The sequence below is a fragment of the Mesorhizobium sp. M1169 genome, assembly GCF_040318345.1.
Taxonomy (GTDB): domain Bacteria; phylum Pseudomonadota; class Alphaproteobacteria; order Rhizobiales; family Rhizobiaceae; genus Mesorhizobium.
Genome location: NZ_JAMYME010000001.1, coordinates 258,759 through 285,236, shown reverse-complemented (window position 1 = coordinate 285,236; position 26,478 = coordinate 258,759). Strand labels below are relative to the sequence as shown.

Below are 26,478 nucleotides of genomic sequence, written 5' to 3'. Positions count from 1 at the left end.
TCGTCCAAAACCATGCACGTTGCCCAAAAGCCGGCTCTCGCGCCTGACCGGGGTGGGAGCTGCCTTGGGACAAAGACACGCACAACACCAGACGCTTGAGGCGCCTCGCACGGTGGCGACGGGCGTCAGCCCTCATCCGCGCGAGCAGATCGCCGACCGGCCTCGAAAGATCGTCCATCCAATGAAGATTTGCTTCGTAGTTGATAAGTTCCCCTCTTTGTCGGAGACCTTCGTCCTCGACCAGATAGAAGGGTGCCTCGAGCGCGGCATGCAAGTCGGCGTCGTCTGCAACGAGACGTCCTTCGGCAAGGACAGCAACATCGACGATCGCCGCTGGCAGGCTCTCCCTGGCAAGGTCGTCTGCTGGTGGGGCGGGCTGGGGCGCTTTCGCCCGACGCTCAGGAAATGGTCGGGCAGGTTCTGGGATAAGCTCTCGACCGCTGTCGACATCGCTTTTGCGCGCAAATTGCAGAACGCCGATGTGATCGTCGCGCATTTCGGCAATAACGGCATGCGCGTCGCCCGCGCCATGAAACGAGGCCGGATTTCCGCTCCTTTGGTGACCATATTCCACGGCCGCGATGTCGGCGAACCGCTGCATGACAACACGCTCACGCGCTACAAGGTTGTCTTCGACAAGGGCGTTCTCCAGCTCCCGGTGAACGCGTTTTTCCGCGATGCCCTGATCGGCGTCGGCGCACCCCCGGCGCAAGTCATGGTTCACCATATGGGCGTGCGGCCCGGTGAGATCGGCTACCATTGGCGTTCCTGGGACCGGGACACGCTGTCCTTCATCTCGGTCTGCCGGCTGACCGAAAAGAAGGGCATCGAATTCGCCCTTCGGGCGCTCGCCAGCCTGCCGCGGCGCGACTGGGTCTATTCGGTGATTGGCGGCGGCGAATTGCTGGAAGAGTTGAAGAAGCTCGCCGCAAATCTCGGCATTGCCGACCGGGTGACTTTCCTCGGGCCGCGTCCGCACGCCGAGGTCAAGCAGCGCCTGCGCAATGCCCACGTATTCCTGCTGCCTAGCGTTGCCGCGCGAGACGGCGATCTCGAGGGTATTCCGGTGGCGCTGATGGAGGCTATGGCCGCCGGGCTGATCGTCGTCAGCACCTATCACTCGGGCATTCCCGAACTGATCGAGGATCAGGAGACAGGCTTCCTCGCACCGGAGCGAGACGTTGCGGCGTTGGCCCGCAAGCTTGTCTGGGTGGCCGAGAACCCGGACAAATGCGAGCGCATCGCACGTGCGGCGCGCCGCAAGATCGAGCAGGATTTCAACGCGGACGTACTCAACGAACGTTTTGCGCAGATCGTTGCCCAGCTGGCCGAAGCCAGGCAGCCGGCATGAACGCCAACCCGCCCCCCCAGTTCGGTCGCGTCGCCCTGCGCGGCGGCATGGTAACGATCGGCGCGCAAGGCTTCAAGATGGCGATCCAGTTTCTCTCGGTGATCGTGCTTGCGCGTCTGCTCGTCCCCGAGGATTTTGGCCTGGTGGCTTCCGTCGGGCCGATTGTGGCCTTTGTCGGACTGCTTCAAAACCTTGGCCTCCAGCAGGCCGTGGTCCAGCGCAAGGACATAAGCACCGAGCAGCTCAACCAGGTATTCTGGATCAGTGCGCTGGTGGGGTTGGGCAGTGCCGTGGTGGTTGCATGCCTGGCGCCCGCCATCGCTGCCTTCTATGGCGATCAACGCATGGTCGGGATTACCATCGGCTCTGCCTTGCCGCTGCTGCTTGGCAGCCTCGCCGCGGTGCCGCTGGCGCTGATGAACCGTCACTTGCGCTTTGGCCAACTCGCGCTGAACGACGTGATAACCGCTGCTGCCGGACTTGCGACTACCGCAATCGCCGCCTATGCGGGGCTGGGCTACTGGTCGCTGGTCATCGGCCCTGCGGTATCGGCTGTTGTCGCGCTGGCCGCGGCATGGCAGGTGGCGCGCTGGACGCCGTCGCGGCCGGACCTGAAGGTCGATACCGACATATTGTCTTTCGGCGCCAATCTGACCGGCTTCAATCTGGCCAACTTCTTCTCGCGCAATCTCGACAACATCCTGATCGGAAAATATTCGGGCGCGATCGAGCTCGGCTATTATGACCGCGCCTACAAGCTCCTGCTGTTTCCGCTGCAGAACATCAACCAGCCGCTGACACGCGTGATGGTGCCGCTGCTGAGCCGCATCCATGAGGACAAGGCGCGGTTTCGCGACATCTATGTGCGAACCAATTGGATGCTGGCGGCCATCACTATGCCCGGCATCGCGGCGCTGACGCTGACGTCGGACCAGGTCGTCGGGCTTCTCTTCGGCGAGCGCTGGACAGCGGTGGCGCCGATCTTCGCCTGGCTGGGCATCGCCAGCCTGATCCAGTCCGTCTCGAGCACCACCGGCTGGATCTTCATCTGCCAGGGCAAGACCAAGACCATGTTCCACTGGGGCATCTACTCGTCGCTGACGACGGTCGCCGCCTTCATCATCGGCCTGCACTGGGGCGCCGTCGGTGTCGCGGCGGCCTACGCGATCAGCGGCTATGTGCTGCGCGTCCCGGTGCTTGCCGTTCTTGTCCACCGGGTCGGCCCGGTGACCGCAGCCGACTTCCTGGTCATGCAGGGGCTTTTCATCGCGTCATCGCTGCTTGCCTGGTCCGTGTACCGGGAGTTGCCGGCATCGCTGACCAGCCAGTCAGACCTGCTCGCGGTGGTCCTGGCGGGTGCCCTCAATTATTCGATCGGCCTGGTCCTCATGCTCGCCCTTCGCCAGTCGCGCAGCGCCCTGTTCACCACGCTTTCCAGCGCCATGCGCAACGCCCGCTAGGCCGGCAATCACCGGCCTCAAAAGCTCACCTGCCGACATCGCCGACGCATGCTCCTCAAGCACTGCCTGAAGGCTCGTCCTGCGATAGAGGTCGAGATTGGCGGTAAGTCTGCCGAGCTTCTCGCTCGCTTCCTCGGGCGTCACCGTGTCGATGTCGAGCAGCAGGTCGGCGACGCCGATCCGCTTGGCAAGTTCCTTGGTCTTGAATTCATACGCGATCGGCAGCACCGGCGTGCCGACGCAGAGCGACATGATCATCATGTGCATGCGCGTTGCGACAACGAAGTCGAAGCCTTTCACCAGTGCCATCAGTTGCTCCGGCGTGTGGAACGAAGCGTCCACGCTGACATGCTTGGCGATCTCCGGATCGAGTTCGGCAACGATAGCCCGCGCCGTCTTGGAATCGTCATGGGCGTATTCCGGCACGCCCTGGCAGGTGGAGACGAAGGTGACCTCCTTGGCGTGGTCCCTGACCAGGATGGTCGCGATCGCGCGGATCGAGTCGATGTAGCGGCGCATGCCGCCCTCGCCGTCGCTGACATAGTTCCAGTGACGGACGGAAATGGCGACGCGGCCGGTGACGGTCGCCGACTGGCCGGAGGCCAGAATTTTTCCGATCCTGTCGGTGTCGGCCAAGGCAAAGACGGCGTCGGCCACGACGTGGCATTTGCCGGGGTCTTTCACCATGTCCACAATGTGACCTCGCGAACGTTCGTCGCGCAGCAGGATGAGCGGGCTCCGATCGAAGATTGGGCTCAACTCCTGGCGATTGTAACTTTTGTTGAACGGGCCGAGCGATTGCGTGAAGAAGACGGGGTCCTTCCCCAGAATCGCGTCGATCCGGAATTGATTGAGTCGCCGTTCCAGATTGTAAGTCTCGACAAGATAGGTTCCGCCTGTCGTGACCACGAGGTCGGCGTCTTTGTAGATCTCGAGACCACGGCGATTGCTTGAGTTGAACAAACGCCCGAGAACGCCGCGGATGCCGAACCGCCGCAGGGCATTGAGGATGAGCCGATTGTAGATCGGCTTGAACAGGTTCTTCAGCCCGCTGCCGTATTTGTAGCGGAACAGCGATTCCGACAGCAGCTTGTGGAATTCGAGATCAGGATACTCTTTCTTGGTGTAGAGCCTCGCCGCCACCTCCGGCTGGCTGTCGAAGACATAGAACTGGATATCGTCTTGCACGATCGTCTTGAAAACATGGCGGATCGCCAGGAGAATCGCTGCATCCCCGGTATTCAGGCAGACGGTGTTTTCAACCGCGATCTTCATGGAATGACCTCATTTCGTGAGTAGTCCCGTGCTTCCATCGACGGGTGCGAAGGGGCGGATTGCAGGCGGGTTGGCCGAAAATGCTGCACGCCAAGGATGGTCCTCGCGTCGTGATTATTGGCGCGCAGCCCGATGGCAGGCCAACGCGCGGTCCATGTGGCCCAAGCAGAGCGAGATTAACCCATCGATTTTGCAGTGCAACAAAAAACGGGGATCTTTGCTACGCTGCAACCAAAAATGTTGCGATGCAGCAAGAGCTGTACTAGCATTGTCGCGGGCGGGCCAACAGCGGTCGAGTTTTCATGCTGCATGTCTTGTACTTGGTACACGACGTCTCCGACCCGGCAGTGCGCCGGCGGATCATAATGCTCAAGGCAGGCGGCGCCCAGGTTACGCTGGCGGGCTTTCGTCGTACGGCAAGCGCAGTTGCTGATGTCGAGGGCTTGCAGCCGATCGATCTCGGCCCGACTCGTGATGGCCGATTCGCCCAACGTCTGGCCGCGATCATGAAGGCAGTTGTCTCGACCGGCTCGAAGCTGGGCTCAATGCCACGGCCCGACCTCATTGTCGCGCGCAATCTGGAAATGCTGGCGCTTGCCCGCCGCGCCAGATCGGCTTTCCAGGCAACGGTGCCGATCGTCTACGAGTGCCTGGATATCCATCGCCTGCTGCTTCGCGACGATCCGCTGGGATGGGCGATGCGCGGCGCAGAACGCTTCCTGGCTAGGGATGTGAAGCTTCTGGTGACCAGCTCTCCGGCCTTCATCGCCAACTATTTCAAGCCGTTCGGGCAGATTGCCGCCCCAGTCGAACTGCTCGAAAACAAGTATTTCGAGCCAGCCGCGGCCTCGCTGGATGACCGCGCGGCGCCGGAGAACCCCGTAGCGCCGCCTTGGCGGATCGGCTGGTTCGGGGCGCTCCGCTGCCGCCGTTCCCTGGAGCTTCTGGCCGAATTTTCGCGCCGCCTCGACGGCCGCTTTGAAATCGTCCTCAGGGGCCGCCCGGCGCTGTCCGAATTTCCCGATTTCCACGGTTTCGTCGAATCGGAACCCTGGCTCTCGTTTGGCGGGCCCTACCGCAATCCCGAGGATATGGCGGCGATCTATCGCGAGGTCCACTTTTCCTGGGCCATCGACTTTTTTGAGCAGGGCCTGAACTCCGAATGGCTGCTGCCCAACCGGCTCTATGAGGGCTGCCGCTTCGGAGCCGTGCCGATTTCGATGGGAGCCACCGAAACCGGCCGGTTCCTCGACCGGCAAGGCATAGGGGTTCTTTTGCCAGAAGCCACGCCCGAGGCGCTCGAAGTCGCCGTCGGCACGATGGAGCAGCATCGGTTCGGGACATTGAGGGCGCGTGTTCTCGCCCGCAATCCGCGCACCTGGAGCTACGACCGCGCCGATTGTCGGGCGCTCGTCGAAAAGCTCCGCGGGCTGACTGCGGCTCCCGGTCTATATGCTGCCGAAGCATTGGCATAGAAGGACTGCCGATGACGCAAACCGAAATTCCATCCTGCACGATCGTGGTTCCGTGCCTGAACGAGGCGGCCCATATCGGCGCGTTGCTTCGAGAGCTCCGCCCTGCGGCCGAGAGGCTGGGCGCCGTGATCATCGTTGCCGATGGCGGCAGCACGGACGGCACCAGGACGATCGTCGCGGACATCGCCGCAAAAGATCAGCGGGTGATCCTGCTGCACAATGAAAAGCGCTTGCAGAGCGCGGCAATCAATCTCGCCGTCGCCAGGTTCGGGGAAGGCGTCGACTATCTCATTCGCATCGACGCGCATGGCGGCTATCCCGCGGATTATTGCGACCGGCTGGTCGAAGAAGCGCAGGCCACCGGTGCGGATTCGGTCGTCGTCTCGATGCTGACCAGTGGCAGCGGCATGGTTCAGAAAGCAGCGGCAGCGGCGCAGAACTCCAGGCTCGGCACCGGCGGCTCCAAGCACCGGCATCTTTCGGCGGGAGAATGGGTCGATCATGGCCACCACGCACTGATACGGATATCGGCCTTCACCGCGGTCGGCGGCTATGACGAAACGTTCAGCCACAATGAGGATGCCGAACTCGACTATCGGCTCCGCCAGGCCGGTTACCGCATCTGGATGACCGGCAAGACGCAAATGGTCTACTACCCGCGTTCCTCGCTGAAGGGCCTCTATTTTCAGTATCTCGGCTATGGCCGTGGCCGGGCGAAGAACGTTCTCAAGCACCGCATGATCCCGAAGATCCGGCAGATGGTGCCGCTTCTGGTGTTCCCCGTGGTTCTTCTCGCCGCCTTTTCCTTCGTCCACTGGCTGGCGGCCGTGCCGCTTTTGCTATGGGCGTCGGTCTGCCTCGGCTACGGCTTTTGGACCGCTCTCAGCCAGCGCAAAGCCGACATTGCGCTTGCCGGCGTCTCGGCAATGGTCATGCATTTCGGCTGGTCGGTCGGTTTCTGGCTGCAACTGCTCGCACCGCGACCGCAGCGCGGGGTAGCGTGATGGACCCGGTCAGGAAAAATCGAAGCATCGATATCTGCGTCTGCACATTTCGCCGGCCGGAGCTTGCCAACACGCTTCGCTCCATAGCGGCCATGGATATGCCCGCGGGATTCGACGTCGGTGTTATCATCGCGGACAACGACGATACGCCGACGGCCGAACAGATGGTGACGACGCTGGCTGCGGAGTTGAAGCTGCCAATGACCTACCGGCACGCCCCGGCCCGCAACATCTCGATAGCGCGCAACGCTTGCCTCGATGCCAGTGCGGCGGATTTCGTCGCCTTTATCGACGATGACGAGACGGCCACCGCTGGCTGGCTTGCCGAACTGCTGGCGACGGCGGAAGCAACAGGTGCTGCGACGGTGCTTGGGCCGGTGCAAGCCCGTTACCTGCCGGATGCGCCCGCCTGGATGCGCAAAGGCGATTTCCACTCGACCTTGCCGGTCTGGGTGAGCGGCGAAATCCGCACCGGCTACACCTGCAACGTCCTGCTCAGGATTGGCGCTGAGAGCCTGCGCGGCCGGCGCTTCAGCCTGGCGCGTGGCCAGACCGGCGGCGAAGATACGGAATTCTTCGACCAGATGGTCAAGGCCGGCGGCCGCATCGCCTTTTCGCCGGAGGCTTGGGTCGACGAAGCGGTGCCACCTGCCAGGGCGGCATTCGACTGGCTCGGCCGCCGCCGGTTCCGCGTTGGGCAGACGCATGGTCATCTTCTGGGGCGTAACGCACACGGCCTTGCCCGGCTCAAGCAGGTCGGCATTGCCGCGGCAAAGGCCGCCTACAGTTTCCTGTCGGCAATTCCGGTCGCCATCGACCCCGTACGTCGGAACCGCAGCGTGCTTCGCGGCATTATGCATGTCGGCGTCGTCAGCGGCCTCGTCGGGGTTCGTGAAATCCGCCAATACGGCCTGTCTTCGCCGCAGCAAGGGGGCAAGCGTGCAGCCTGACGTGAGCTTCGTGATTGCCGCCTACAATGCCGAGGCGACCATCGATCGGGCGATTGCCAGCGCCGTCGCCCAGCGCAATATCAGCGTCGAGGTCATCGTCGTCGACGACAAGTCGCGCGACCGGACGCTCGACCTGGCGAGATCCTACCCCGAAGACATCGTACGCGTTGTCGCGCTTGAGCAAAACCGTGGCCCCGGCGGCGCCAGGAATGCCGGCCTTGAGCTTGCCCGCGGCAGGTGGGTCGCGGTCCTCGATTCCGACGACGCGGTCTATCCCGGGCGACTCTGCACCATAATCGAGCGCGCGGAGAAAGCGGGCGCCGAGATCGCGGTCGATAATCTGCAGGTCGTTCGCGAGGATGGCTTTGCCGAAGAGACGATGTTCCCGGCCGACTATCTGGAAGGGCTCGGTTCAATCTCGCTGGCGGATTTCATCGGCGGTAACGTCCTCTTCGAATCGAGGTTCAATCTCGGCTACCTCAAGCCGATCTTCCAGCGCCGGTTCCTGAACGAGAACGGGCTTCGTTACGATGAAAGCCTGATCATTGGCGAAGACTATATCCTCCTGGCCAGTGCTCTGGCTAAAGGCGGCAAATGCGTGGTCGAGCCGACGACGGGCTATATCTACCACATTCGCACCGGCTCCATCTCCCGGGTGCTCGAACTTCATCACGTCGAGGCGATGCGCAGGGCCGATGCCACCTTCGCCGCGACCCATTCCATGGATGCTGCGGCCAAGGCGGCGTTCGCCAGGCGCGCTCGCAGCCTGCGCCGGGCGGCATCATTCCTGTCGCTGGTCCAGCACATCAAGGCGCGGTCCCCGCTCAAGGCGATATGGACCGCGCTCAGCGATCCGGCGGCGGTTCGGCATATGAGCATGCCGATCGCCGTCCGGCTGCGAAGGGTAGCGGCACAGTTTGCCGTGGTGGCGGGGAGGTGAAGGGCTGCAGGTGAATGAAGACAGTTTCGCCGCCTGCGACAGGGTTGAAATCGGTCTCCTCAGAAGGAACATGCAATGAAAAAAGTCAGGAAGGCAGTCATACCGGTGGCGGGGCTCGGAACGCGGTTCCTGCCGGCGACCAAGTCCATGCCGAAGGAAATGCTGCCGGTGGTCGACAGGCCTGTCGTGCAATATGCGGTTGACGAGGCGTTCGAGGCCGGCATCGAGCACATCGTCTTCGTCACCGGCCGCAACAAGGCGGTGATCGAGGACTATTTCGACCTGCATCCTGAACTGATCGGAACCTTGGAGCAGAGCGGCAAGAAGGCTCAACTCGAATCGCTTGAAAGCCTGCTTCCCGTCGCCGGCGCGACGAGCTTCATCCGCCAGCAGTCGCCGCAAGGCCTCGGCCATGCCGTCTGGTGCGCGCGCGAAGTCATCGGTGACGAGCCCTTCGCATTGCTTTTGCCGGACATGGTGTCCTTCGGCGGGCGCGGGTGTCTCGCCGAGGTCGCCAATCTTTACGCACGGACTGGCGCAAACGTCATCGCCGTCGAGCGTTGCGATCCGACCGAGACCAGCAAATACGGCATTGTCGGGCGCGGCGCTGATGTCGGCACGGGCTTCGAGGTAACGGCCATGGTCGAAAAGCCGGCTCCTGCCAACGCGCCGTCGAACTTCTACATCAACGGCCGCTACATCCTGCAGCCCGAGATATTCTCGTTGCTTGCCAGCCAGCAACGCGGCGCCGGAAACGAGATCCAGCTGACCGACGCAATGGTGCGTCTCGCACAGACCCAGGCCTTCTTCGCCCAGCCTTTCGACGGCCGCATGTTCGACTGCGGTTCGAAGGAGGGTTTCATCCAGGCCAATATCGCTTTCGCGCTGGCGCGGGAGGACATGAAGGGCCCGATCTTCGAGATGCTGCAGGAATTCGTCCGGTCGCATCAGCGTCGGGAAGAAGCCGCATAATGTCCATTTTTTCGAGGCATTGTGGGTGCGGCTGATGACGCAGGACAGGCCGTTGCGCCGCGCGTAACGCGCACTGTCCGGCGCAAGGTTTGCACCCTATGTCCCGACCTTCGAGGCGGTAGCGCCTGCAAACTAGAATTGGACCGAAGATGAACTATGCCAATTTTCCTGTCGACAAGAGGACGCCATTGCCGGCTTCTAATGCGGCAAACGCCGAAGACTTCATCGACATCGAGCGCCTGCTTGGCATGGCCGCGCGGCAGGCGAAAGTGGTTGCCGCCTGCGCCGTCATCGGTCTCTTTCTCGGCGTGCTCTATTTGCAGACGACGCCTCCTACCTATGTGGCGACGAGCAGCGTGCTGATCGACGAAGGATTGAACAAGGTCGTCGACGACATTTCGGCGGCGTCGGTCAGCATGCAGACCGACTCCGCCGTTCTGAGCCAGATCGAAATACTACAGTCGGCCAGGCTGGCTGGGGTGGTCGTCGACAAGCTGAAGCTCGATCAGAACGACGCTTTCATGAACCCTCCGACATCGGCCCTGTCGAAGGTTGCTGGCTTTGTGCGCGGTATCGTCCAGTCTGTCCGCCCCAAGCGCGCCGCTAGCACAACCGATGTCACTCAGCTTGATGGTGCGACGCGTGACGCGATCACCGTATCCTCATCGCCCCGTGACTACGCAATCTTCAAACTGCAGACCCAACTCGATGCCGAGCGGATCGGCCGGAGCTTTGTCATCAGCATCTCCTTTCAGGCGACCGATCCGGCGCTTGCGACCGCCATCACCAAGGCCTATGCCGATGCCTATCTAGCCGATCAACTTGATGCCAGCTTCGACGCGACCGAGCGGGCGGCGGTCTGGCTGCAAGGCCGGCTGACCGAGCTTCGTGAGAGCTCCCAGGCGGCTGCACTGGCGGTCGAAAAGTTCAGGGCCGAACACGGATTGGCCGTCAATGACGGCCAGCTGATCAGCGACAAGCAATTGTCCGATCTCAACACCCAGCTGATCGTCGCGCAGGCCGATACCGCACGTGCCGGCGCCCGCTATCAGCAGTACAAGTCGATCGTCGAAAGCGGCTCGGACAATGCGTTCAAGGACGCTGCGATATCGAACGACCAGCCGAGCAGCTCGGTCATCACGACGCTGAAGAACCGCTATCTCACCGTATCCAAGCGGCAGCAGGATGTCGAAGCCAATTTCGGCCCGCAACATCCGCAGGCCGTCGCGCTCGCCAAGGAGAAGGCCGACATATCGGCGCAGATTTTCGGCGAGCTGAAGCAACTGACCGAAAGCTACCGCAACGAATACGAGGTCGCTCTGGCGCGCGAAACCGCGCTTCGCGCAAATGTCGCCTTGGCGGCTGGCAAGAGCTCCATCGACAACCAGTCGCAGGTCAAGCTGCGTGAGCTGGACCAAAAGGCGACGGCGCTGTCGACGCTCTACCAGACGTTCCTGAACCGCTATGAGGAGGCCGCCCAGCAGCAATCCTTCCCGGTCGGCAAGATCCGGGTCATCTCGGACGCGACGATGCCGCAGTCGGCCGCAACCCCGCGCACAGCCATCGTGCTGGGGCTTTCGCTGGCGCTTGGCATGATGCTGGGGGCAGGGGTTGGTGGCCTGAATGAATTCAGGGAACGCTTCTTCAGGACCGGCGAGGATGTGCGCGACCGGGTCGGCCTCAAATTCCTCGGCTACCTGCCGGTCATCGGCAAGGCTGGCAAGGATGACCAGCGCAATGGCGGTCAGCCTGACGTCAAAGTCGTTGAATCCAAGACCGCCAAGTCCTCCAAGTCCCAGCCCTCCAAAACATTGTCGGCAGCCGAAAAACGTGCGCGGATGCGGGTAACCGTCGATGCCCCGGCATCGATGTTCTCCGAGACGCTGCGCAACGCCAAGATCGCCTTCGATGTCGTCATGGAAGGCCAGGGCAGCCGGGTCATCGGCGTGGTCTCGGTGCTTCCCGGCGAGGGCAAGTCGACGGTGGCGGCCAATCTTGCCGGGCTGCTTGCCGTCAACGGATCGAAAACGCTGCTGATCGACGGCGACCTGCGCAATCCCGGCCTCAGCCGCAGCCTCGGTATGGAGGCCGAGCAGGGCCTGATGGAAGCTGTGGTGAGCGGGCAGACATGGCAGTCGGTCGGCAAGATCGACCGGCAGACCAAGCTGGCTATCATCCCGGCCGTCCTGCGTGGCCAGTTTTCGCATACCAGCGAGCTTCTGTCTTCAGCCGGCATGCGGCGTTTCATCGATAACGCCAAGGAAACCTTCGAATACATCATCGTCGATCTGCCGCCGCTCGGGCCTGTCGTCGACGCCAAGGCCTTCGCTCCGCTTGTCGACGGCTTCGTGCTGGTCACCGAATGGGGACGCACGCCGCGTGCGATGGTGCAATCCATGCTCAGCTCGGAGCCCTACATCGCCAAGAAGATCATTGGCGCGGTGCTGAACAAGGTCGAACTGAAGAAGCTGGCCAAATATGGCGCGATCGGCGGCTCGGAAAAATTCTTCGACAAATATTCGAGCTACTATCTGGAAAAATCGGAAGCGCGCACCAAGGCAGCCGCCTGAGCGACGACATCGCGCTCAGGAAAATATCAACCTGGCGCGGTTGTCGACGATCCTGAGGGCGGTCAGCTGGCCGGTTTGGAAGGCGCCGGTGTCTATGCCAAGCCGGCGTCCCTCGAGCTTCGGAGTGTCGACCGGCGTATGTCCGTGCACGACATAGCGGTCGAGAAGATGCGCAGCGTCGAAGAAGTCCGAACGGATATTCAGCAGGTCGTCCTCGTCCTGCGCGGCGAGGTCGATGCCGGGCCTGATGCCGGCATGGACGAACACGAATTTCGCCGAACAGACCATGACCGGCAGCGCGCGCATGAAGCTAATGTGGTCGGCTGGAATGACTTCCCGAATGCGCTTGTCGACCTCCTCGCTTGACCCATAGAGATCGGCCATGCGCGACGGGTCGACGCCGTAGGAAAACAGCGTTTGCAGGCCGCCTATCGCCAGCCACGACTCTCTCGAAATGACCCCGTCGACGTAGTTCAGCATCACGACTTCGTGGTTGCCGGCAAGGCAGATGCGCTGGAAATCACGGAGCGGTGGCGCCAGCAGATGATCGAGCACACGCGCCGACTGGGGTCCACGATCGACATAGTCGCCAAGCATGATTATGAGCTTGCGCCCTTCGAAGGGCGCCGAATCGAGCACGATCTTCTGCTCCAGGGCGCGGAGTTCCTTGTAGCAGCCATGCACGTCGCCGATCGCATAGACGACTGCGCCCCGCATATCGATCTCCAGCCGCTGGCGTGCCGCGGCCTGGGGCTTTCTCGATCGCTGGAACAGGGTCACGTATGGCGTCTCGCATGGCTGTGGGTGCGTCTCGATTCCGAAACAACATGACGACACCGCGCGTGGATACCACGTCCGGCGCCGGTCGTTCCATACCGGAGCTTCGGACGCAACTCGGCTTCGGCGCCCATTACAGGCCGATGCCGCGGCGGTTCAGCGCGGCGGTGATCTCGTCGAGGATGGCCGGGTCGTCGATCGTTGCCGGCATGGCCCATTCCTCCTTGTCGGCGATCTTCTGCATGGTGCCGCGCAGGATCTTGCCGGAGCGCGTCTTCGGCAGGCGCTTGATCGTCACCACCGTCTTGAAGGCAGCGACCGGGCCGATCCGTTCGCGCACTAGGGTGACAACCTCGTTTTCGATGATGCCGGCGTCGCGGTCGACGCCGGCATTCAGCACGACGAAGCCGAGTGGAACCTGGCCTTTCATAGCATCGGCAATACCGACGACGGCGCATTCGGCGACGTCGGGATGCGCGGCCAGAATCTCCTCCATGGCGCCGGTCGATAGCCGGTGGCCGGCGACATTGATGATGTCGTCGGTGCGAGCCATGACATAGAGATAGCCGTCCTCGTCCATCATGCCGGCATCCGCGGTTTTGTAGAAGCCGGGGAACTCGTCGAGATAGGCTTGGCGAAACCGCTCGTCGGCATTCCACAGCGTCGGCAGGCAGCCGGGGGGCAACGGCAATCTCACCACGACATTGCCAAGCGTACCACGCTTGACCTCATGCCCGGCATCGTCGAGCACGCGGATGTCATAACCGGGCATCGGCACGCCGGGCGAGCCGTATTTGACCGGCAACAGGCCCAGTCCGGCGGGGTTGATGGTCATCGGCGAGCCGGTCTCGGTCTGCCACCAATGGTCGATCACCGGCAAGGTCAATTTCTGCTCCGCCCATTTGATGGTTTCGGGATCGGCGCGCTCGCCGGCGAGGAACAGCGTCCGGAATTTGGACAGGTCGTATTTCGGGACGAATTCGCCCTTCGGGTCCTGTCCTTTGATGGCGCGAAAGGCGGTTGGCGCGGTGAACAGCGCGACGACGCCATGCTCGGCGATCACACGCCAATAGGTGCCGGCATCGGGCGTGCCGACCGGCTTGCCCTCGAACAGGATCGTTGTGCAGCCATGCAGCAGCGGGCCGTAGACGATATAGGAATGGCCGACCACCCAGCCGACATCGGAAGCCGCCCAGAACACTTCGCCCGGTTTGACGCCGAACTCGTTTTCCATCGACCATTTCAGCGCGACCATATGGCCGCCATTGTCACGCACGATTCCCTTCGGCTGGCCGGTCGTGCCCGACGTGTAGATGATGTAGAGCGGATCGGTGGCAAGCACCGGAACACAGTCGACATTGGCACCCGCGGCCCGCTCCCGCGCCACGGCGTCGGCATAGTCGATATCGTGGTTTTCCCTGAGTTCGCAGCGCAGTTGGTCGCGCTGCAGGATAAGGCAGCTTTCCGGCTTGTGCCGCGACATCTCGATCGCCTTGTCGAGCAGCGGCTTATAGGCAACGACGCGCCCTGGCTCCAGGCCGCAGGAAGCGGAGATGATCAGCTTCGGCTTGGCGTCGTCGATACGGGTGGCGAGCTCATGCGAGGCAAAGCCGCCGAAGACCACCGAATGCACGGCGCCGATCCGCGCACAGGCAAGCATGGCGAAGGCTGCTTCCGGCACCATCGGCATGTAGATGATGACGCGATCGCCTTTTTGGATGCCACGATTCTTGAGCACCGAGGTCAGCGCGACCACCTCGCGCTTCAACTCGGCATACGTGAATCTCCTGATTGTGCCGGAAATCGCGCTGTCATGGATCAACGCGATCTGGTCGGCACGGCCGCCCGCCACATGACGATCGACGGCATTGAAGCAGGTGTTGCACGAGGCGCCAATGAACCACCTGCCATAGACGCCGGCATTGGCGTCGAACACCGTCTCGAAGGGCGAGAACCAGTCGATTGCGCCCGCGGCATCGGCCCAGAATTTTTCCGGGTCGCGTTTCCAGCCGTCGTAGACCTCGTGGTAGCGTGACGCCATCCAGCTTCCTCCCCAGGAATGTTTGCTGTCCTTGAAATAGCGTATGCTGGTTTGTGTAACCATGTATTTGTGCGTTTCGTTTGCTGTCGTTCTAACTTGGCCGCAAGTGCGGGTCATGAATGGTCTGGGGGCCGGTGTCGTTCGAATTTTCGGCATTAGGGGGCAGGGCGCGATGAAATTGCGATATGAGCTTGGGTTTGCCGCGGTTGCGACGCTGGCGGTGGTGCTCGCTTCAGCTGCTCAGGCAGGCGACGCGGCGGCTCGGCGCGTCATCGGCTTTTCGCCAGACGGCAACTACTTCGCCTTCGAACAGTACGGCACGCTCGATGCCGGTGCTTCGGATTCGGGCTGGTCGGAGATCGACATCATCGACACGCGGACCGATGAGTTCGTCGGCGGCAAGCCGATCGTCATCGCCGACGAGACGGAGGATTCGACATTGACGCTTGCGCAGGCGAGGGCACAGGCCGCCGAACTGGCGGCGCCCTTGCTGGCCAAATATGCCATCGCGCCGCGCGGCGAGCGGACTGCCTTGGACAGGTTCACCTTTCCCGACGACATGGTCGCCTACAATGACATTGCGCGCCTCGAGCAGGTTTCGCAAAAATGGCTTTCGCCGGCCTATGACGAGCTTGGCACCATCCAGCTCGAGCAGATCCGTGCCGACAGCACGGCGGATTGTTCAGCGAGTTTCGACGCGACGCTGCAAGGCGAAACGACCGGCAAGGCGCTCGGCTTTCGCCTGACGCTGCAGGGTCAGGACGGCAAGCCGATCAAGCTGCTGCATGAGGACAAGGCGGTGCCCGGTTCGAGGAATTGCCCGACTTCCTACAGCCTGTCGGAATCTTACGCATTCACCCCGGATGGAAAACCGGGCGTGCTTGCGGTGCTCGTGCAGCGCTTCAGCCAGGGATTTGAAGGGCGCGACCGCCGTTTCATCGCCGTGACTGGCCAGGCGCACTGAGGCAACGCGCTGAGACGTAGTCCGCTACCCGAGTTTGTTGTCCCTAAAGCGGGAGGGCAGCGAGCATAAGTCCGACCCCGCCGACGATCAGCAAGGCGGCTGCCAGCACCTTTCCATGGCGCTCGAAACCCGTCGGCGCCCGATCCCAATTGTAACGCATGCTCGAACTCCCCAAACCCGCAGATTCTTTATCTTACGCAGGGTGAGGAGGGCAACTGTCTGGCGATGCGCGGCGTTGCCGATACCGGTCTTGTCACCGACTATTTCTGGGGCATTCTCCGCCGCTACATGCCCCAGCGCAGCGCGGCCGTATGTACCGGTGCATCCCACCAAACAGCCGCCTCGTCGTCGAGCATGCTCAGCGTGATCGAACAGCCGGCCATATCGATCGAGGTCACATAGGACCCGACCAGCGACCGGATCACCGTCACGCCGTGCTTCTCGAAGATTTTGCGGGCGCTGTTGTACATCAGATAAAGCTCCATCAACGGTGTGCCGCCAAAGCCGTTGACGAAGAGTAGCGCCTGGCCTCTGGCACCGTCGCCCAGGTCACCCAGGATTGCGGTACAGATCTCCTCGGCGATAGCATCGGCGCTTTTCAATGTGTCGCGCCGCCTCCCAGGCTCGCCGTGGATGCCGACCCCGAACTCCATCTCGCCGTCGCCGATATCGAAGGTCGGCTTGCCCGCCGCCGGCACGGTGCAACTGGTCAGCGCCACGCCCATCGAGCGCGTCGCGCCGTTGACGCGCTCGCCGAGCGCCTTCAACGGCTCCAGTGCCATGCCTTGTTCGGCCGCCGCGCCGACGATTTTCTCGACCACCAGCGTGCCGGCGACGCCGCGCCGGCCGGTGGTGTAGGACGAGTTTTCGACCGCAACGTCGTCATTGGTCACGATTTGCATCACGCCTTCCGACATTTCAGCGGCCATGTCGAAATTCATCACGTCGCCCTCGTAGTTCTTGACGATGAACAGGCAGCCGGCGCCCGTATTGACGACTTCGGCCGCCGCCATCATCTGGTCAGGCGTTGGCGAGGTGAATACCTGGCCGGGGCAGGCCGCATCCAGCATGCCGTGCCCGACGAACCCGCCATGTAGCGGCTCGTGACCCGAGCCACCGCCGGAGATCAGCGCCACCTTGCCCGGTGTGAGCAGCTTGCGGCGGACAAATTTGTGTTCCTCGCCAAGCGCCAGGATATCGGCATGCGCGGCAACGAAGCCGTCGAGGCTCTCGGTCAGCACCGTATCGACCGAATTCAAAAATTTCTTCATGGCCGTCCTCCCGAAATAGCCCAGCGTCAGCTGCCCTTGCCGGCGATGCTGGTGATCTTCTGGATGAAATCGTTGACCGCCCGGTCGAGCGCCGCGTTCTGCTTGTCGTCGCCGAAATCGGGAACGATCAGCGAGACATGGCGTGTCTTGCGCAAGCCTGCGGCCAGCGACATCTTTCCCGGATGCGCCCGATGGTAGGCCTCAAGGAAATGATCGCGTTCGGCCGGGCTGAAATGGCAGACGGAGAAGATAGCCGGCAAATGCTTCGACGGGATCGGCGTCGAATAGGCCGGGCTGGAAATCTGCGTGACGAAGCTGCGATGCTTGCCCAGCGCATCGGCGAGGCGCTGGCGCATGCCGGACGGGCGCTGGTCGATCACCTGCGACAGGATCGTCTTGTAGGCGCGGATCGCCTCTTCGGGGCCGGATTGCGACGCCTTGTCTGCCATACCGGGGCCTAGATCGAAACGTCCGCGATGGCCGCCTTGGCCATCGCGAGTTGGGCGGGAGCGACGGAGAGGTCACGCAGGCCGGTTTCGAGCAGCGCCGGGATCGAGGCGGGGTCGCCGCCGGCATCGCCACACAGGCTGACCGGGATATTATGCTCGCGGCCGAAGGCGGCAACCGAGGCGATCAGCCGGAGCACGGCCGGATGCCTGACGGAATTCAAATGTGCGACCGACGCATTGTCGCGCGCGGCGGCCATCACGTATTGGGTCAAATCATTCGAACCGATCGAGAAGAAAGCGGCCTTGGCGAATGCCTCCGGTGCGATGGCCACCGACGGCACCTCGACCATGATGCCAAGCGGCGGCATTTTGTGCGCGATGCCGCGCGCCAAAAGGTCAGCCTGCTCCTCAGCGAACAGCGCGGTGGCGTGTTCATACTCTTCCGGAACGGCGATCATCGGGAACATCACCTTCAGATTGCCGTGCATGGCGGCACGTAGCAAGGCGCGGATCTGCACACGAAAGACCTCCGGACGCATCAGCGACAGCCTGATCCCGCGCAGGCCAAGGAATGGATTACCTTCCTCGACGGTCAGGCCCGGCACAGGTTTATCGCCGCCCGCATCGACAGTACGGATCGTCACCGGCCTGTCGCCTGCCCATTCCAGCACTCTACGGTAGGCGCGATATTGCGTCTCCTCGTCCGGCAGCGTCTTGCCGAACAGGAATTCGGTCCGCATCAGCCCGACACCGTCGCACGCCGCAGCATCGATGCGGTCGACATCGGACGGATCGGCAATATTCACCTGCACGTGGACCGCTATGCCGGTCTTCGTTGCTGCCGGCCTTGTCAAATAGGCTGCCGCTTTGTCGCGATGCGCCGCGAAAGACGATGACGATCGCCGGAATGCATCGATCTCCGCTTTCGAAGGCGCCAACACGATGCCGCCATGTTCGGCATCGAGCAATGCGATTCCGGCAAGGTGAGCCGGCGAAGCACCGGGCCCGGCTGGCCCACGCGCTAGGAGCCCCAACCCCACCACCATTGGCACGCCGCGTGAGCGTGCCAGCATTGCGACATGACTTGCGGCACTTCCGGCCGTAAGTGCTATGCCGCCGCCGGCACTCCAGTCGGTTTCGAGGAAGCGCGTCGGTGCGATATCCTCGCCGTAGAAGATCGCACCTGCCGGCGCGGCAATGTCGCCGCCCCCGGCAAGTGCGTGTAGCACCTGGTCGCGTATGTCGCGCATGTCGGCCGCGCGCGCCCGGAAATAGTCCTGCTCGGATGTTTCATAGCCGGCTATCTCGGCGTCGAGCGCTTTTCGCCAGGCCACATCAGCAGCCATGCCCTCGGCAATTCGCGCAAAGGCCGGGCCGGTCAGCGCGTCGTCCTCCAGCATGGCGAGCTGGAATTCGAGGATCCCGGCCGCCTCGCTGTCGCTGGTTTCGATCAATGTCGCGAGCCGGCCTGCGGCAATGGAGATGGCGGCCTCAAGCGCCGCCTTCTCGTCCGCGGCAGTCGCCTTGCGGACATAACGCACAGCAGCCTGGTCCAGATTGAACAGCGGCCCCTCGGCATAGCCGGCCGATGCCGAAATGCCCTGCAGCCTAAGCGGTTCGGGCATGGTCCTTGCCTTCGTCGAAATCGCGCCGCACCAGCTCGACCAGTGCGCCGACCGCCTCGCCGGCGCCGTCCCCTTTGGCTCTGATATGCAGGACAGTGCCTTTCGGCGCTTTCGCCGCCATCACCTTGACGATGCTCTTGGCGTCGAACCATGGCCCGTTGGCGGCGAGCGCAATCTCGACGTCGGCCGAAAACGTCTTGGCAAGCTTGGTGAACTTCACCGAAGGACGCGCATGCAGTCCCACCTCATGGGTGATCAGGACGCTGGCTTCGGCTGCTGCGGACATGCTTGTCAAAATTCCCGTTCGTTCACGACGGCGACAATTCGTGCGCCGTCGCCACCACTTCCCTGAGCGAGGCGCCGCCGGAAGCCTCGGTCGCCGCCATCACCGCGCCTTCGACGATCGGCGCATTGCAGACAATGATCTTCTGGGCGCGTGGTTCGCCGATCATCTCGACCGCCATCTCGCTATTGGTCTCGGCACCGCCGAGATCGACGAGGATCGCGACCCCCGCCTCCGACCAGGCCTTGTCGATGGCGTCCATGATCGCCTCGACATTGGTTCCCAGCCCGCCATGGCCGTTTCCCCCGCACCATGCAAGCGGCACTTCGTTGCCGACCATCTGCCGCACCATGTCGGCGGTGCCTTCGGCGACCAGCGGCGAATGCGATACGATGACGATGCCGACATTGCTCATGCGCGCCTCTCGATTGCCTCGGCTACGGCTCGCACCAGAAGCGCAGTCGAGCGTGCGCCGGCATCCATATGACCGATCGAACGGTCGCCAAGGAACGAGGCGCGCCCACGCAGCGCCTTCATCGGCACGGTCGCGTCGGCCGCGTTGTCGGCGATCTCGACGATGTCCGCTGCCGTCTTTCCCTGCAGCAGGGCCTCATGCACCGGCTGCAGCACGTCGAGCATGGTTTTTTGCCCGGCCTGCGACTTGCCTCTGGCTGCAACCGCTTCGATCGCCTTGCCGAAGGCCGCCGCCAGGTCGGCGCGACCCGGCGCGGCGGAAATCTCCTTGCCGAGCGCCATGAACAGCGTGCCGAACAAGGGACCGGAGGCTCCGCCGACGGTCATCACCAGTTTGGTGCCGATCGCCTTCAGCGCCTCGGGCAACGGCTTTGTCGCAAACGCGCCGGCCTCGGCCCGCACTGCCTCGAAGCCGCGTTTCATGTTGAGCCCATGGTCGCCGTCGCCGATGGCCTGGTCGAGACTGGTCAGCTCGTCGGCATGTGCGGCGATCGTGTTTGCCGCCGCCTCGATCAGCCTGGAAATATCCGCTGCCGCCATGTCACCCATGCTCCTGGCCCCTGCGCTGCCGGCAGTACGAGAAAATTGCATATCCGGCAATTGAAGCATTCTTTTCCCCAGTCAAGCGGGTTCGAGCAACGCAGCGAGGGCAGTGAAGACCTCGGCGACGGCAAAGGCGCCGGGGTCGACCACGCCGTCGAGCTGGCTGCCAATATAGGCGGACCGCCCGGCCTTGGCCTTGCGCATGGCAGCGGTGGCCTCGGCTCCGCGTTGCGCCGCGACCGCCGCATCTTCCAGACTCCCCCTATCCAGCGCCCTCAAGGCGGGTTCCAGGGCATCGATCATCGTGCGATCGCCGACCCTCGCTCCACCATAGAAGGACATCCGATCGAGGCCGGCGAGAAGCGCCTTGGGAAGCGTTTCGCCAGACTCCAGCGCCTGCGCGGCGGCGGTGAAGAAGATCGACAACAGCACGCCGCTAGAGCCGCCCATGCTGGCGCTCAGGATGTCGCCGACGACGGCGAGCGCTGCGGCAGGCTCAGCGAGCGGCAGTGTCGCAATGCGGCCAAGCACGCTGCGCGCACCGGCCGCCACAGTCGATCCGGTGTCACCGTCTCCCGCCTTGGCATCCAGTCCGTTCAACGCGCCTTCAAGCGAGATCAGCCGTTCGCAGACCGCGACAACCAACCGGTCGGTGCGTGCGTCCTGGCTGGCTTTCGACGCGTTGTTCGGGCCGGCGGCTTTGGCCATCGGCACGACGCTGGCTTGGCGAACGGCTCTTGCCGGCAGCCAGGCGTGAGGGCCTACCGGCGCCCGCAACGCCGCTTCGCGCGACGCATCGAGCCGGATCAGCGACAGGGAAAAGCCGTTCATGTTGAGCGCGGTCACAAGCTGCCCGGGCCCGATTGTCAGCGTCACCTTTTGTGCCAGCGGTGAAGCCAATACCGCATTGGCGACAAGCAACATTTCCAGCGGTGGCACCGAACCGAGATTATTGATCAGCAAGGCGTAGTCGCTGACCGGATCGAGCCGCGCGGCAAGGCGCTCCGACATGATCGCAACCAGCCTTTCGGCACTTTGCACCGCAATCCGCTCAACGCCCGGTTCGCCATGGATGCCGAGGCCGAGTTCAGCGTCGTCGGCGCCAAATCTTTCGTCATGGCTCTGACCGGGGATCGAGCAGGATGACAGCGATATGCCGAGCGAAACGATATCCGCCGCCGCGGCCCGCGCCGCAGCGGCAACCGTCGCCAGGTCAATGCCGGCTTCCGACAGGTGGCCGGCGATCTTGTGCACGAACAAGGTGCCGGCCACGCCACGCGGCTGGGCAATGTCCGGCAGGGCGATATCGTCGGCGACAATCACCATCTCGACCCGAAAACCTTCGGCGCGCGCCTTCTCGGCTGCCAGGCCGAAGTTGAGGCGATCGCCGGTATAGTTCTTGACGATCAGCAGGCACCCGGCGGGACCGGTCACCGCGCGGATGGCGGCCAATACCGCTTCCACGCTCGGCGAAGCAAAGATCTCGCCCGAAACCGCCGCCGTCAGCATGCCAATGCCGACAAAGCCGGCATGGGCAGGTTCGTGCCCGGCCCCGCCGCCGGAAATGACCGCGACCTTCGTCTTATCCCAGTCCGCGCGGAGAATGACCTTGATCTCGGGATAGCCGTCGAGGCGAGCGAGATCGCCGGCGCCGGTCGTACCGAGGAAGCCGTCCAGGGCCTCAGTTACGATCGTATCCCTGCGATTGAAAAAATGCTTCATCGAATTGGTCCAGTCCGGTGCCCGAAATTGCCGGTTGAAAGGTGCCAGGAAAACACTCGCGCAGCGCTCACATCAGCCGTCGCCCATCGGGGCCGAAATACAGCGGCGAGCGATAGCGGATCATGATCTTGTCGCCCTGCGCCAGGTCGGTGTCGGGGTCGGTTAGCGTCACCAGCTTCCTGGTCCCCACCGTCACATGCAGATGGTTCTGGTCGCCGAGATGCTCGACCCAATCGACGACGCCGTCGGCATGGCCGTTCGCCGCCTTCTCGATCGAAAGATGTTCGGTACGGGCACCGATCGTCTTTGTTCCCGCCGGCACGCCGCCATCCGGCAGCAGTCCGACCGGCAACAAATTGATTGCCGGTTGGCCGAGCCTTGCGGCGACGTGAAGGTTTGCCGGCTCAGAATAGATCGTGCGCGGGGAACCGATCTGCACCAGCACGCCGTCGGCGAGAATGCCGATGCGGTCGGCCATGGTCATCGCTTCGATCTGGTCGTGCGTGACGTAGAGCATTGTGGCGCCGAGTTCCGCCTGGATGCGCTTCAGCTCGAGCCTGAGATCGGCGCGCAGCTTGGCGTCGAGCGACGACAGCGGCTCGTCCATCAGGTAGATCGACGGCTTGCGCACCAAAGCGCGGCCGATGGCGACGCGCTGCATCTCGCCGCCAGAGAGTTTGGTCGAGCGATTATTCAGCTTGTGGTGGATGCGCACCATCTTGGCCACGTCCTCGACGCGGCGGCGGATCTGATCCTCCGGCATTTTCCGTGCTGGCGAGCGCAGCGGAAAGGCGAGGTTGTCGTAAACCGACAGATGCGGATAGAGCGAATATTGCTGGAACACGAAAGCGGTGTCGCGCTCGGCCGGCGACAGCGTCGTCGTGTCGTGGCCGGCAATATGGATCGAGCCCGCTTCCGGACGCTCCAACCCGGCGATCAGCCTGAGCGTCGTCGTCTTGCCGGCGCCGGTCGGCCCGAGCAGCACGACGAATTCCCCGTCGGCGATATGCAGGTCGAGATTGTCGACGGCGACATGCTCGCCAAAAGCCTTGGTCACGCTTTTGATGTGAACGTCAGCCATGATGTGCTCTCCCCTGGGAGGCCGAGTCATGGATTTCGGTGCGCACCGCACGCCCGGATCCTTTTGCGAACAGCGACAGCCGCGCGCTGCTCAGCGTCAGGCCCACATGATCGCCCGGATTGAGCCGGATTTCGGCCGGCACCCTGGCCTTGATGATGCCGTCCGCTGTCTCCACCGCGACGATCTGAGTGGTGCCGAGATATTCCGTGCCGTAAATAGCACCGCGCAGCTTCGAAGCGTCATCGAAGCGGATGTGCTCCGGTCGGATGCCAAGCGCCATCTCGGCCGGCGCGACGTCCTCGCGGATCTCCGGCACGGCCACCTTCGCGCCTTGCACAACAATTTCCCTGGCGCCCTTTGAAAGCCCGCCGCCGAAGCCGAGGAAATTCATCGGCGGCGAGCCGATGAAGTCGGCGACGAACATCGTCGCCGGCCGGTCGTAGATCTCGCGCGGCGTGCCGAACTGCTCGATGACGCCGTGGTTCATCACCGCGATCTTGTCGGCCATCGACATCGCTTCCATCTGGTCATGCGTGACATAGACGGTGGTGGCGTGAATGCGGTTGTGCAGTTCTCGCAATTCATGGACCATCAGGTCGCGGAATTCGGTGTCGAGCGTGCCGAGCGGCTCATCCATCAGGAAGCATTTTGGCCGCCGTACGATGGCGCGGCCGAGCGCCACGCGCTGGCGATCGCCGCCGGCAAGCCCGGAGACCGATTTGTTGAGCAGATGGTCGATCCGCAAAAGCTTCGCCGTCTCCTCCACTCGGCTCCGGATTTCAGCGCCTGGCACGCCTTGCGCCAGCAGTGGAAAGCCGATGTTCTTCCGCACATTCATGTGCGGATAGAGCGCGAACAGCTGGAAGACGAAGGCGATGTCGCGCTCGCGGGCACGCCGCATGGTGACGTCCTCGCCGCCAAGCAGGATCTTGCCGCCGGTTGGCAGTTCGAGCCCGGCGATCATGCGCAACGTCGTCGTCTTGCCGCAGCCGGACGGCCCCAGCATGACGAAGAATTCGCCGTCCTCGACGACGAAGTTGGAATCTTGCACGGCGACGAAATCGCCGAATGCCTTCCTCAGATGTTCGACCCCGATCTCGGCCATCGTCTACTCCGGAAATTTCGAGACGATGATGAACATCGCCGTGCCCGCAAGCATGGTGATGAAGGAATAGGTGTAGAGCACCAGTGCGAAGGGCTGGAACAGCATCAGGAAGCCGATGGCGATGATCGCGGTGGCTACGTTTTCCATCAGCCCGCGCCTGGCCCAGACGGGCCAGCGCGATTTGCGTTTTGCGGTCATGCTCATTTACGCACCGCGCCAAAGGTGATGCCGCGCAGCAATTGCTTGCGAAGCAGGATGGTGAAGACCAGGATCGGCACCAGAAAGATCGTCGTGCCGGCCGCGACCGCCGGCCAGTCCTGACCGCCTTCGCCGATGATGGTCGGAATGAAGGGCGGCGCGGTCTGCGCCGTGCCCGAGGTCAGCAGCGCAGCGAAGGCATATTCGTTCCAGGCAAAGATCAGGCAGAAGATGGCGGTTGCGGCAATACCGGTGGTCGCCTGCGGCAGCACCGTGCGCCAGAACGCCTGCAGCCTGGTGTAGCCGTCGATCATCGCCGCTTCTTCATATTCGCGCGGGATCTCGTCGATGAAGCCTTTCAGCAGCCACACCGCCAAGGACACGTTGACCGCCGTATAAAGCAGGATCATGCCGAGAGCCGTGTCCGACAGGCCAAGCTCCCGGTACATCAGGTAGATCGGGATGGCGACCGCGATCGGCGGCATCATCCGCGTCGACAGGATGAAGAACAGAAGGTCGTCGGCGAGCGGCACCTTGAAGCGCGAAAAACCATAGGCCGACAGCGTGCCGAGGAAAACCGCGCAAAACGTCGAGCCGAACGCGATAATCAGCGAATTGACGAAGCGCGGCATGAAGTTGGACGGGCCGGCGATCACCATATTGCGCTTGCGCACCGTCTCGTCGCATAGGCCCGTCGCCGGTCCCAGCGAGTTGATGTATTCCGGTGTTTGCCGAGTCCGGGTCGAGAACAAATTGCAGTAGCCCTCGAGGCTGGGCTGGAACAGGATCTTCGGCGGATAGGCGATCGAATCCGGCGGCGTCTTGAAGCTGGTGGCGAAGATCCACAGCAGCGGCACGATCGAGATCAGCGCGTAGGCGACGATGATGGCGCCGGCGACGCGCTTCGACGTGGCCGACGGCGCGACAACGGAATGGGCTGACGTCAGGCTCATCTCTGCTTCACCTTGTTGAGCGCCTTGACGTAGATGTTTGCGAGGCCAAACACTGCGACGAACAGGATGATGGCGAAAGCCGAGGAATAGCCCGTCCGCCAGCTTTCGAAGGCCTGCCGCTTCAGCGTGATCGAGGCCACTTCGGTGGTCGATCCCGGCCCGCCGCCGGTGAGCAAATTGACCATGTCGAACATCTTGAAGTTCTCGATGCCGCGAAACAGCACCGCCAGCATGATGAAGGGCAGCGCCATCGGCAGCGTGATCGACCAGAACTGCCGCCAGTTGGAGGCGCGGTCGACCTCGGCCGCTTCGTAGATGTATTCGGGGATCGAGCGCAGGCCGGCGAGGCAGATCAGCATTACGTAAGGCGTCCACATCCAGGTGTCGACGATGATGATCGACCATGGCGCCAGTGACACGTTGGAGAGCATGCTGATCTCGGTTGCCGGAATGCCGGTGACGAACGAAACGGCGTAGGCGAACAGCCCGATCTGCGGCTCGTAGAGAAAGCGCCAGAAATTGCCGACCACCGCCGGCGATAGCATCATCGGCACCAGGATGATGGTCGTCCAGAAGGCGTGGCCGCGGAACTTGCGGTCGATCAGCCAGGCCAGAGTGAAGCCGATCAGCGTCTGCAGCAGGATGGTCCAGAACACGAAATGCGCCGTCGTCTGCATGGCGATCCAGATGTCCTGGTCGGCGAGGATGCGCTTGTAGTTGGCCAGCCCGAGGTTCTTCACAACCTCGTTGGGCCGATTGGCGCGAAAATTGGTGAAGGACAGATAGATTGCCCAGAACAGCGGAAAGATGTTGATAGCTAACAGCAACAGGATCGTCGGCGAGATGAACAGCCAGGCGAGGCCCTTGTCGCTGATGCCCCGGACCTTGCGGGCCAACGGCTCGGGCGTAGCCCGGGCAACGCTGTCCGCCGTCCGATTGAGCATGGTCAGTCCTGCTTCGGTCACTTGGCTCGTCTCGACAATGGAATTTATCTG

Annotated in this window: 23 protein-coding genes and 1 pseudogene; 9 read left to right on the top strand and 15 right to left on the bottom strand. The window is 62.8% G+C overall.

What is annotated here, in order from left to right; translation table 11 throughout:
• Positions 1-64: 64 nt before the first annotated feature.
• Entirely contained in the window at positions 65-1,351 is a 1,287-nt protein-coding gene (locus NKH41_RS01270; RefSeq protein ID WP_352769071.1) for a glycosyltransferase, read from the top strand.
• Positions 1,348-2,811 carry a lipopolysaccharide biosynthesis protein gene (locus NKH41_RS01265; RefSeq protein ID WP_352769074.1) on the top strand — a complete coding sequence of 488 codons (1,464 nt, stop codon included), beginning with the start codon at positions 1,348-1,350 and terminating at the stop codon, positions 2,809-2,811. Before NKH41_RS01270 ends, NKH41_RS01265 begins: the two co-directional genes overlap by 4 nt.
• A 222-nt stretch (positions 2,812-3,033) precedes the next feature.
• Here the strand turns inward: NKH41_RS01265 and NKH41_RS01260 are convergent.
• A pseudogene (locus NKH41_RS01260) lies at positions 3,034-4,086 on the bottom strand (polysaccharide pyruvyl transferase family protein); the annotation flags it as partial.
• A 302-nt stretch (positions 4,087-4,388) separates the two neighbouring features.
• Between NKH41_RS01260 and NKH41_RS01255 the strand changes: the two are divergent.
• The 6 genes from NKH41_RS01255 to NKH41_RS01230 all read left to right on the top strand — a co-directional run bounded on the left by NKH41_RS01255 (position 4,389) and on the right by NKH41_RS01230 (position 11,997).
• Positions 4,389-5,561: a glycosyltransferase family protein gene (locus NKH41_RS01255; RefSeq protein WP_352769077.1), complete on the top strand. Its 1,173-nt coding sequence runs from the start codon at positions 4,389-4,391 to the stop codon at positions 5,559-5,561.
• 11 nt (positions 5,562-5,572) lie between these two features.
• Positions 5,573-6,565, top strand: coding sequence for a glycosyltransferase family 2 protein (locus tag NKH41_RS01250; protein ID WP_352469928.1), 993 nt, complete (start codon positions 5,573-5,575; stop codon positions 6,563-6,565).
• Positions 6,565-7,515 (top strand): glycosyltransferase family 2 protein, encoded by a 951-nt coding sequence (locus NKH41_RS01245; RefSeq protein WP_352769079.1) that lies wholly within the window; start codon positions 6,565-6,567, stop codon positions 7,513-7,515. Before NKH41_RS01250 ends, NKH41_RS01245 begins: the two co-directional genes overlap by 1 nt.
• Positions 7,505-8,455, top strand: a complete 951-nt coding sequence (locus NKH41_RS01240; RefSeq protein ID WP_352769082.1) for a glycosyltransferase family 2 protein — start codon at positions 7,505-7,507, stop codon at positions 8,453-8,455. Before NKH41_RS01245 ends, NKH41_RS01240 begins: the two co-directional genes overlap by 11 nt.
• Positions 8,456-8,530: 75 nt before the next feature.
• A complete protein-coding gene (locus NKH41_RS01235) occupies positions 8,531-9,427 on the top strand; it encodes a UTP--glucose-1-phosphate uridylyltransferase (protein WP_352931931.1) in 897 nt (298 codons plus the stop codon).
• 149 nt (positions 9,428-9,576) lie between these two features.
• Positions 9,577-11,997, top strand: a complete 2,421-nt coding sequence (locus NKH41_RS01230; RefSeq protein WP_352769085.1) for a polysaccharide biosynthesis tyrosine autokinase — start codon at positions 9,577-9,579, stop codon at positions 11,995-11,997.
• Between the two features lie 15 nt (positions 11,998-12,012).
• Here the strand turns inward: NKH41_RS01230 and NKH41_RS01225 are convergent, their stop codons facing one another.
• Entirely contained in the window at positions 12,013-12,714 is a 702-nt protein-coding gene (locus NKH41_RS01225) for a metallophosphoesterase family protein (protein WP_352769088.1), read from the bottom strand.
• 193 nt (positions 12,715-12,907) lie between these two features.
• On the bottom strand, positions 12,908-14,815 hold the full coding sequence (locus tag NKH41_RS01220; protein WP_352769091.1) for a propionyl-CoA synthetase: 1,908 nt from the start codon (positions 14,813-14,815) through the stop codon (positions 12,908-12,910).
• A gap of 172 nt (positions 14,816-14,987) precedes the next feature.
• Here NKH41_RS01220 and NKH41_RS01215 point away from each other — a divergent pair, with 172 nt between their 5' ends.
• On the top strand, positions 14,988-15,779 hold the full coding sequence (locus NKH41_RS01215; protein ID WP_352454688.1) for a DUF2259 domain-containing protein: 792 nt from the start codon (positions 14,988-14,990) through the stop codon (positions 15,777-15,779).
• 284 nt (positions 15,780-16,063) lie between these two features.
• Here the strand turns inward: NKH41_RS01215 and dhaK are convergent, their stop codons facing one another.
• From dhaK to NKH41_RS01155, 12 genes are all read right to left on the bottom strand, one after another.
• Positions 16,064-17,050: a dihydroxyacetone kinase subunit DhaK gene (dhaK, locus tag NKH41_RS01210; protein ID WP_352769094.1), complete on the bottom strand. Its 987-nt coding sequence runs from the start codon at positions 17,048-17,050 to the stop codon at positions 16,064-16,066.
• A gap of 26 nt (positions 17,051-17,076) precedes the next feature.
• Positions 17,077-17,499, bottom strand: a complete 423-nt coding sequence (locus NKH41_RS01205; protein WP_023676327.1) for a hypothetical protein — start codon at positions 17,497-17,499, stop codon at positions 17,077-17,079.
• A gap of 8 nt (positions 17,500-17,507) precedes the next feature.
• Positions 17,508-19,124 (bottom strand): phosphoenolpyruvate--protein phosphotransferase, encoded by a 1,617-nt coding sequence (gene ptsP, locus NKH41_RS01200; protein WP_352769097.1) that lies wholly within the window; start codon positions 19,122-19,124, stop codon positions 17,508-17,510.
• Entirely contained in the window at positions 19,108-19,410 is a 303-nt protein-coding gene (locus NKH41_RS01195; protein WP_023676329.1) for an HPr family phosphocarrier protein, read from the bottom strand. The genes ptsP and NKH41_RS01195 overlap by 17 nt, the downstream gene beginning before the upstream one ends.
• A gap of 22 nt (positions 19,411-19,432) precedes the next feature.
• A complete protein-coding gene (gene dhaM, locus NKH41_RS01190; RefSeq protein WP_352469937.1) occupies positions 19,433-19,822 on the bottom strand; it encodes a dihydroxyacetone kinase phosphoryl donor subunit DhaM in 390 nt (129 codons plus the stop codon).
• Positions 19,819-20,421, bottom strand: a complete 603-nt coding sequence (gene dhaL, locus NKH41_RS01185; RefSeq protein WP_352767236.1) for a dihydroxyacetone kinase subunit DhaL — start codon at positions 20,419-20,421, stop codon at positions 19,819-19,821. The genes dhaM and dhaL overlap by 4 nt, the downstream gene beginning before the upstream one ends.
• Before the next feature lie 81 nt (positions 20,422-20,502).
• Positions 20,503-22,146 carry a dihydroxyacetone kinase subunit DhaK gene (locus NKH41_RS01180; RefSeq protein WP_352769100.1) on the bottom strand — a complete coding sequence of 548 codons (1,644 nt, stop codon included), beginning with the start codon at positions 22,144-22,146 and terminating at the stop codon, positions 20,503-20,505.
• A 67-nt stretch (positions 22,147-22,213) separates the two neighbouring features.
• The gene (locus NKH41_RS01175; RefSeq protein WP_352769103.1) at positions 22,214-23,227 is read right to left on the bottom strand and encodes an ABC transporter ATP-binding protein; all 1,014 of its coding nucleotides are present in this window, start codon (positions 23,225-23,227) and stop codon (positions 22,214-22,216) included.
• A complete protein-coding gene (locus tag NKH41_RS01170) occupies positions 23,220-24,332 on the bottom strand; it encodes an ABC transporter ATP-binding protein (RefSeq protein WP_352769106.1) in 1,113 nt (370 codons plus the stop codon). The genes NKH41_RS01175 and NKH41_RS01170 overlap by 8 nt, the downstream gene beginning before the upstream one ends.
• A 3-nt stretch (positions 24,333-24,335) precedes the next feature.
• The gene (locus NKH41_RS01165; RefSeq protein ID WP_023676334.1) at positions 24,336-24,536 is read right to left on the bottom strand and encodes a hypothetical protein; all 201 of its coding nucleotides are present in this window, start codon (positions 24,534-24,536) and stop codon (positions 24,336-24,338) included.
• Complete coding sequence (locus NKH41_RS01160; protein WP_352448471.1) at positions 24,533-25,483, bottom strand: carbohydrate ABC transporter permease; 951 nt, start codon at positions 25,481-25,483, stop codon at positions 24,533-24,535. The genes NKH41_RS01165 and NKH41_RS01160 overlap by 4 nt, the downstream gene beginning before the upstream one ends.
• Entirely contained in the window at positions 25,480-26,427 is a 948-nt protein-coding gene (locus NKH41_RS01155; protein ID WP_031211681.1) for a carbohydrate ABC transporter permease, read from the bottom strand. Before NKH41_RS01155 ends, NKH41_RS01160 begins: the two co-directional genes overlap by 4 nt.
• Between the last annotated feature and the right edge of the window lie 51 nt (positions 26,428-26,478).

What these genes read in the sequence shown, in the direction of transcription:
- NKH41_RS01220 (WP_352769091.1), bottom strand. Translation starts at nt 14,815, where the DNA reads ATGGCGTCACGCTACCACGAGGTCTACGACGGCTGGAAACGCGACCCG.
- dhaL (WP_352767236.1), bottom strand. Translation starts at nt 20,421, where the DNA reads ATGGCGGCAGCGGATATTTCCAGGCTGATCGAGGCGGCGGCAAACACG.
- dhaM (WP_352469937.1), bottom strand. Translation starts at nt 19,822, where the DNA reads ATGAGCAATGTCGGCATCGTCATCGTATCGCATTCGCCGCTGGTCGCC.
- NKH41_RS01255 (WP_352769077.1), top strand. Translation starts at nt 4,389, where the DNA reads ATGCTGCATGTCTTGTACTTGGTACACGACGTCTCCGACCCGGCAGTG.
- NKH41_RS01195 (WP_023676329.1), bottom strand. Translation starts at nt 19,410, where the DNA reads ATGTCCGCAGCAGCCGAAGCCAGCGTCCTGATCACCCATGAGGTGGGA.
- NKH41_RS01235 (WP_352931931.1), top strand. Translation starts at nt 8,531, where the DNA reads ATGAAAAAAGTCAGGAAGGCAGTCATACCGGTGGCGGGGCTCGGAACG.
- ptsP (WP_352769097.1), bottom strand. Translation starts at nt 19,124, where the DNA reads ATGCCCGAACCGCTTAGGCTGCAGGGCATTTCGGCATCGGCCGGCTAT.
- NKH41_RS01165 (WP_023676334.1), bottom strand. Translation starts at nt 24,536, where the DNA reads ATGAGCATGACCGCAAAACGCAAATCGCGCTGGCCCGTCTGGGCCAGG.
- NKH41_RS01170 (WP_352769106.1), bottom strand. Translation starts at nt 24,332, where the DNA reads ATGGCCGAGATCGGGGTCGAACATCTGAGGAAGGCATTCGGCGATTTC.
- NKH41_RS01155 (WP_031211681.1), bottom strand. Translation starts at nt 26,427, where the DNA reads ATGCTCAATCGGACGGCGGACAGCGTTGCCCGGGCTACGCCCGAGCCG.
- NKH41_RS01205 (WP_023676327.1), bottom strand. Translation starts at nt 17,499, where the DNA reads ATGGCAGACAAGGCGTCGCAATCCGGCCCCGAAGAGGCGATCCGCGCC.
- NKH41_RS01180 (WP_352769100.1), bottom strand. Translation starts at nt 22,146, where the DNA reads ATGAAGCATTTTTTCAATCGCAGGGATACGATCGTAACTGAGGCCCTG.
- NKH41_RS01245 (WP_352769079.1), top strand. Translation starts at nt 6,565, where the DNA reads ATGGACCCGGTCAGGAAAAATCGAAGCATCGATATCTGCGTCTGCACA.
- NKH41_RS01230 (WP_352769085.1), top strand. Translation starts at nt 9,577, where the DNA reads ATGAACTATGCCAATTTTCCTGTCGACAAGAGGACGCCATTGCCGGCT.
- NKH41_RS01250 (WP_352469928.1), top strand. Translation starts at nt 5,573, where the DNA reads ATGACGCAAACCGAAATTCCATCCTGCACGATCGTGGTTCCGTGCCTG.
- dhaK (WP_352769094.1), bottom strand. Translation starts at nt 17,050, where the DNA reads ATGAAGAAATTTTTGAATTCGGTCGATACGGTGCTGACCGAGAGCCTC.
- NKH41_RS01175 (WP_352769103.1), bottom strand. Translation starts at nt 23,227, where the DNA reads ATGGCTGACGTTCACATCAAAAGCGTGACCAAGGCTTTTGGCGAGCAT.
- NKH41_RS01225 (WP_352769088.1), bottom strand. Translation starts at nt 12,714, where the DNA reads ATGCGGGGCGCAGTCGTCTATGCGATCGGCGACGTGCATGGCTGCTAC.
- NKH41_RS01215 (WP_352454688.1), top strand. Translation starts at nt 14,988, where the DNA reads ATGAAATTGCGATATGAGCTTGGGTTTGCCGCGGTTGCGACGCTGGCG.
- NKH41_RS01160 (WP_352448471.1), bottom strand. Translation starts at nt 25,483, where the DNA reads ATGAGCCTGACGTCAGCCCATTCCGTTGTCGCGCCGTCGGCCACGTCG.
- NKH41_RS01265 (WP_352769074.1), top strand. Translation starts at nt 1,348, where the DNA reads ATGAACGCCAACCCGCCCCCCCAGTTCGGTCGCGTCGCCCTGCGCGGC.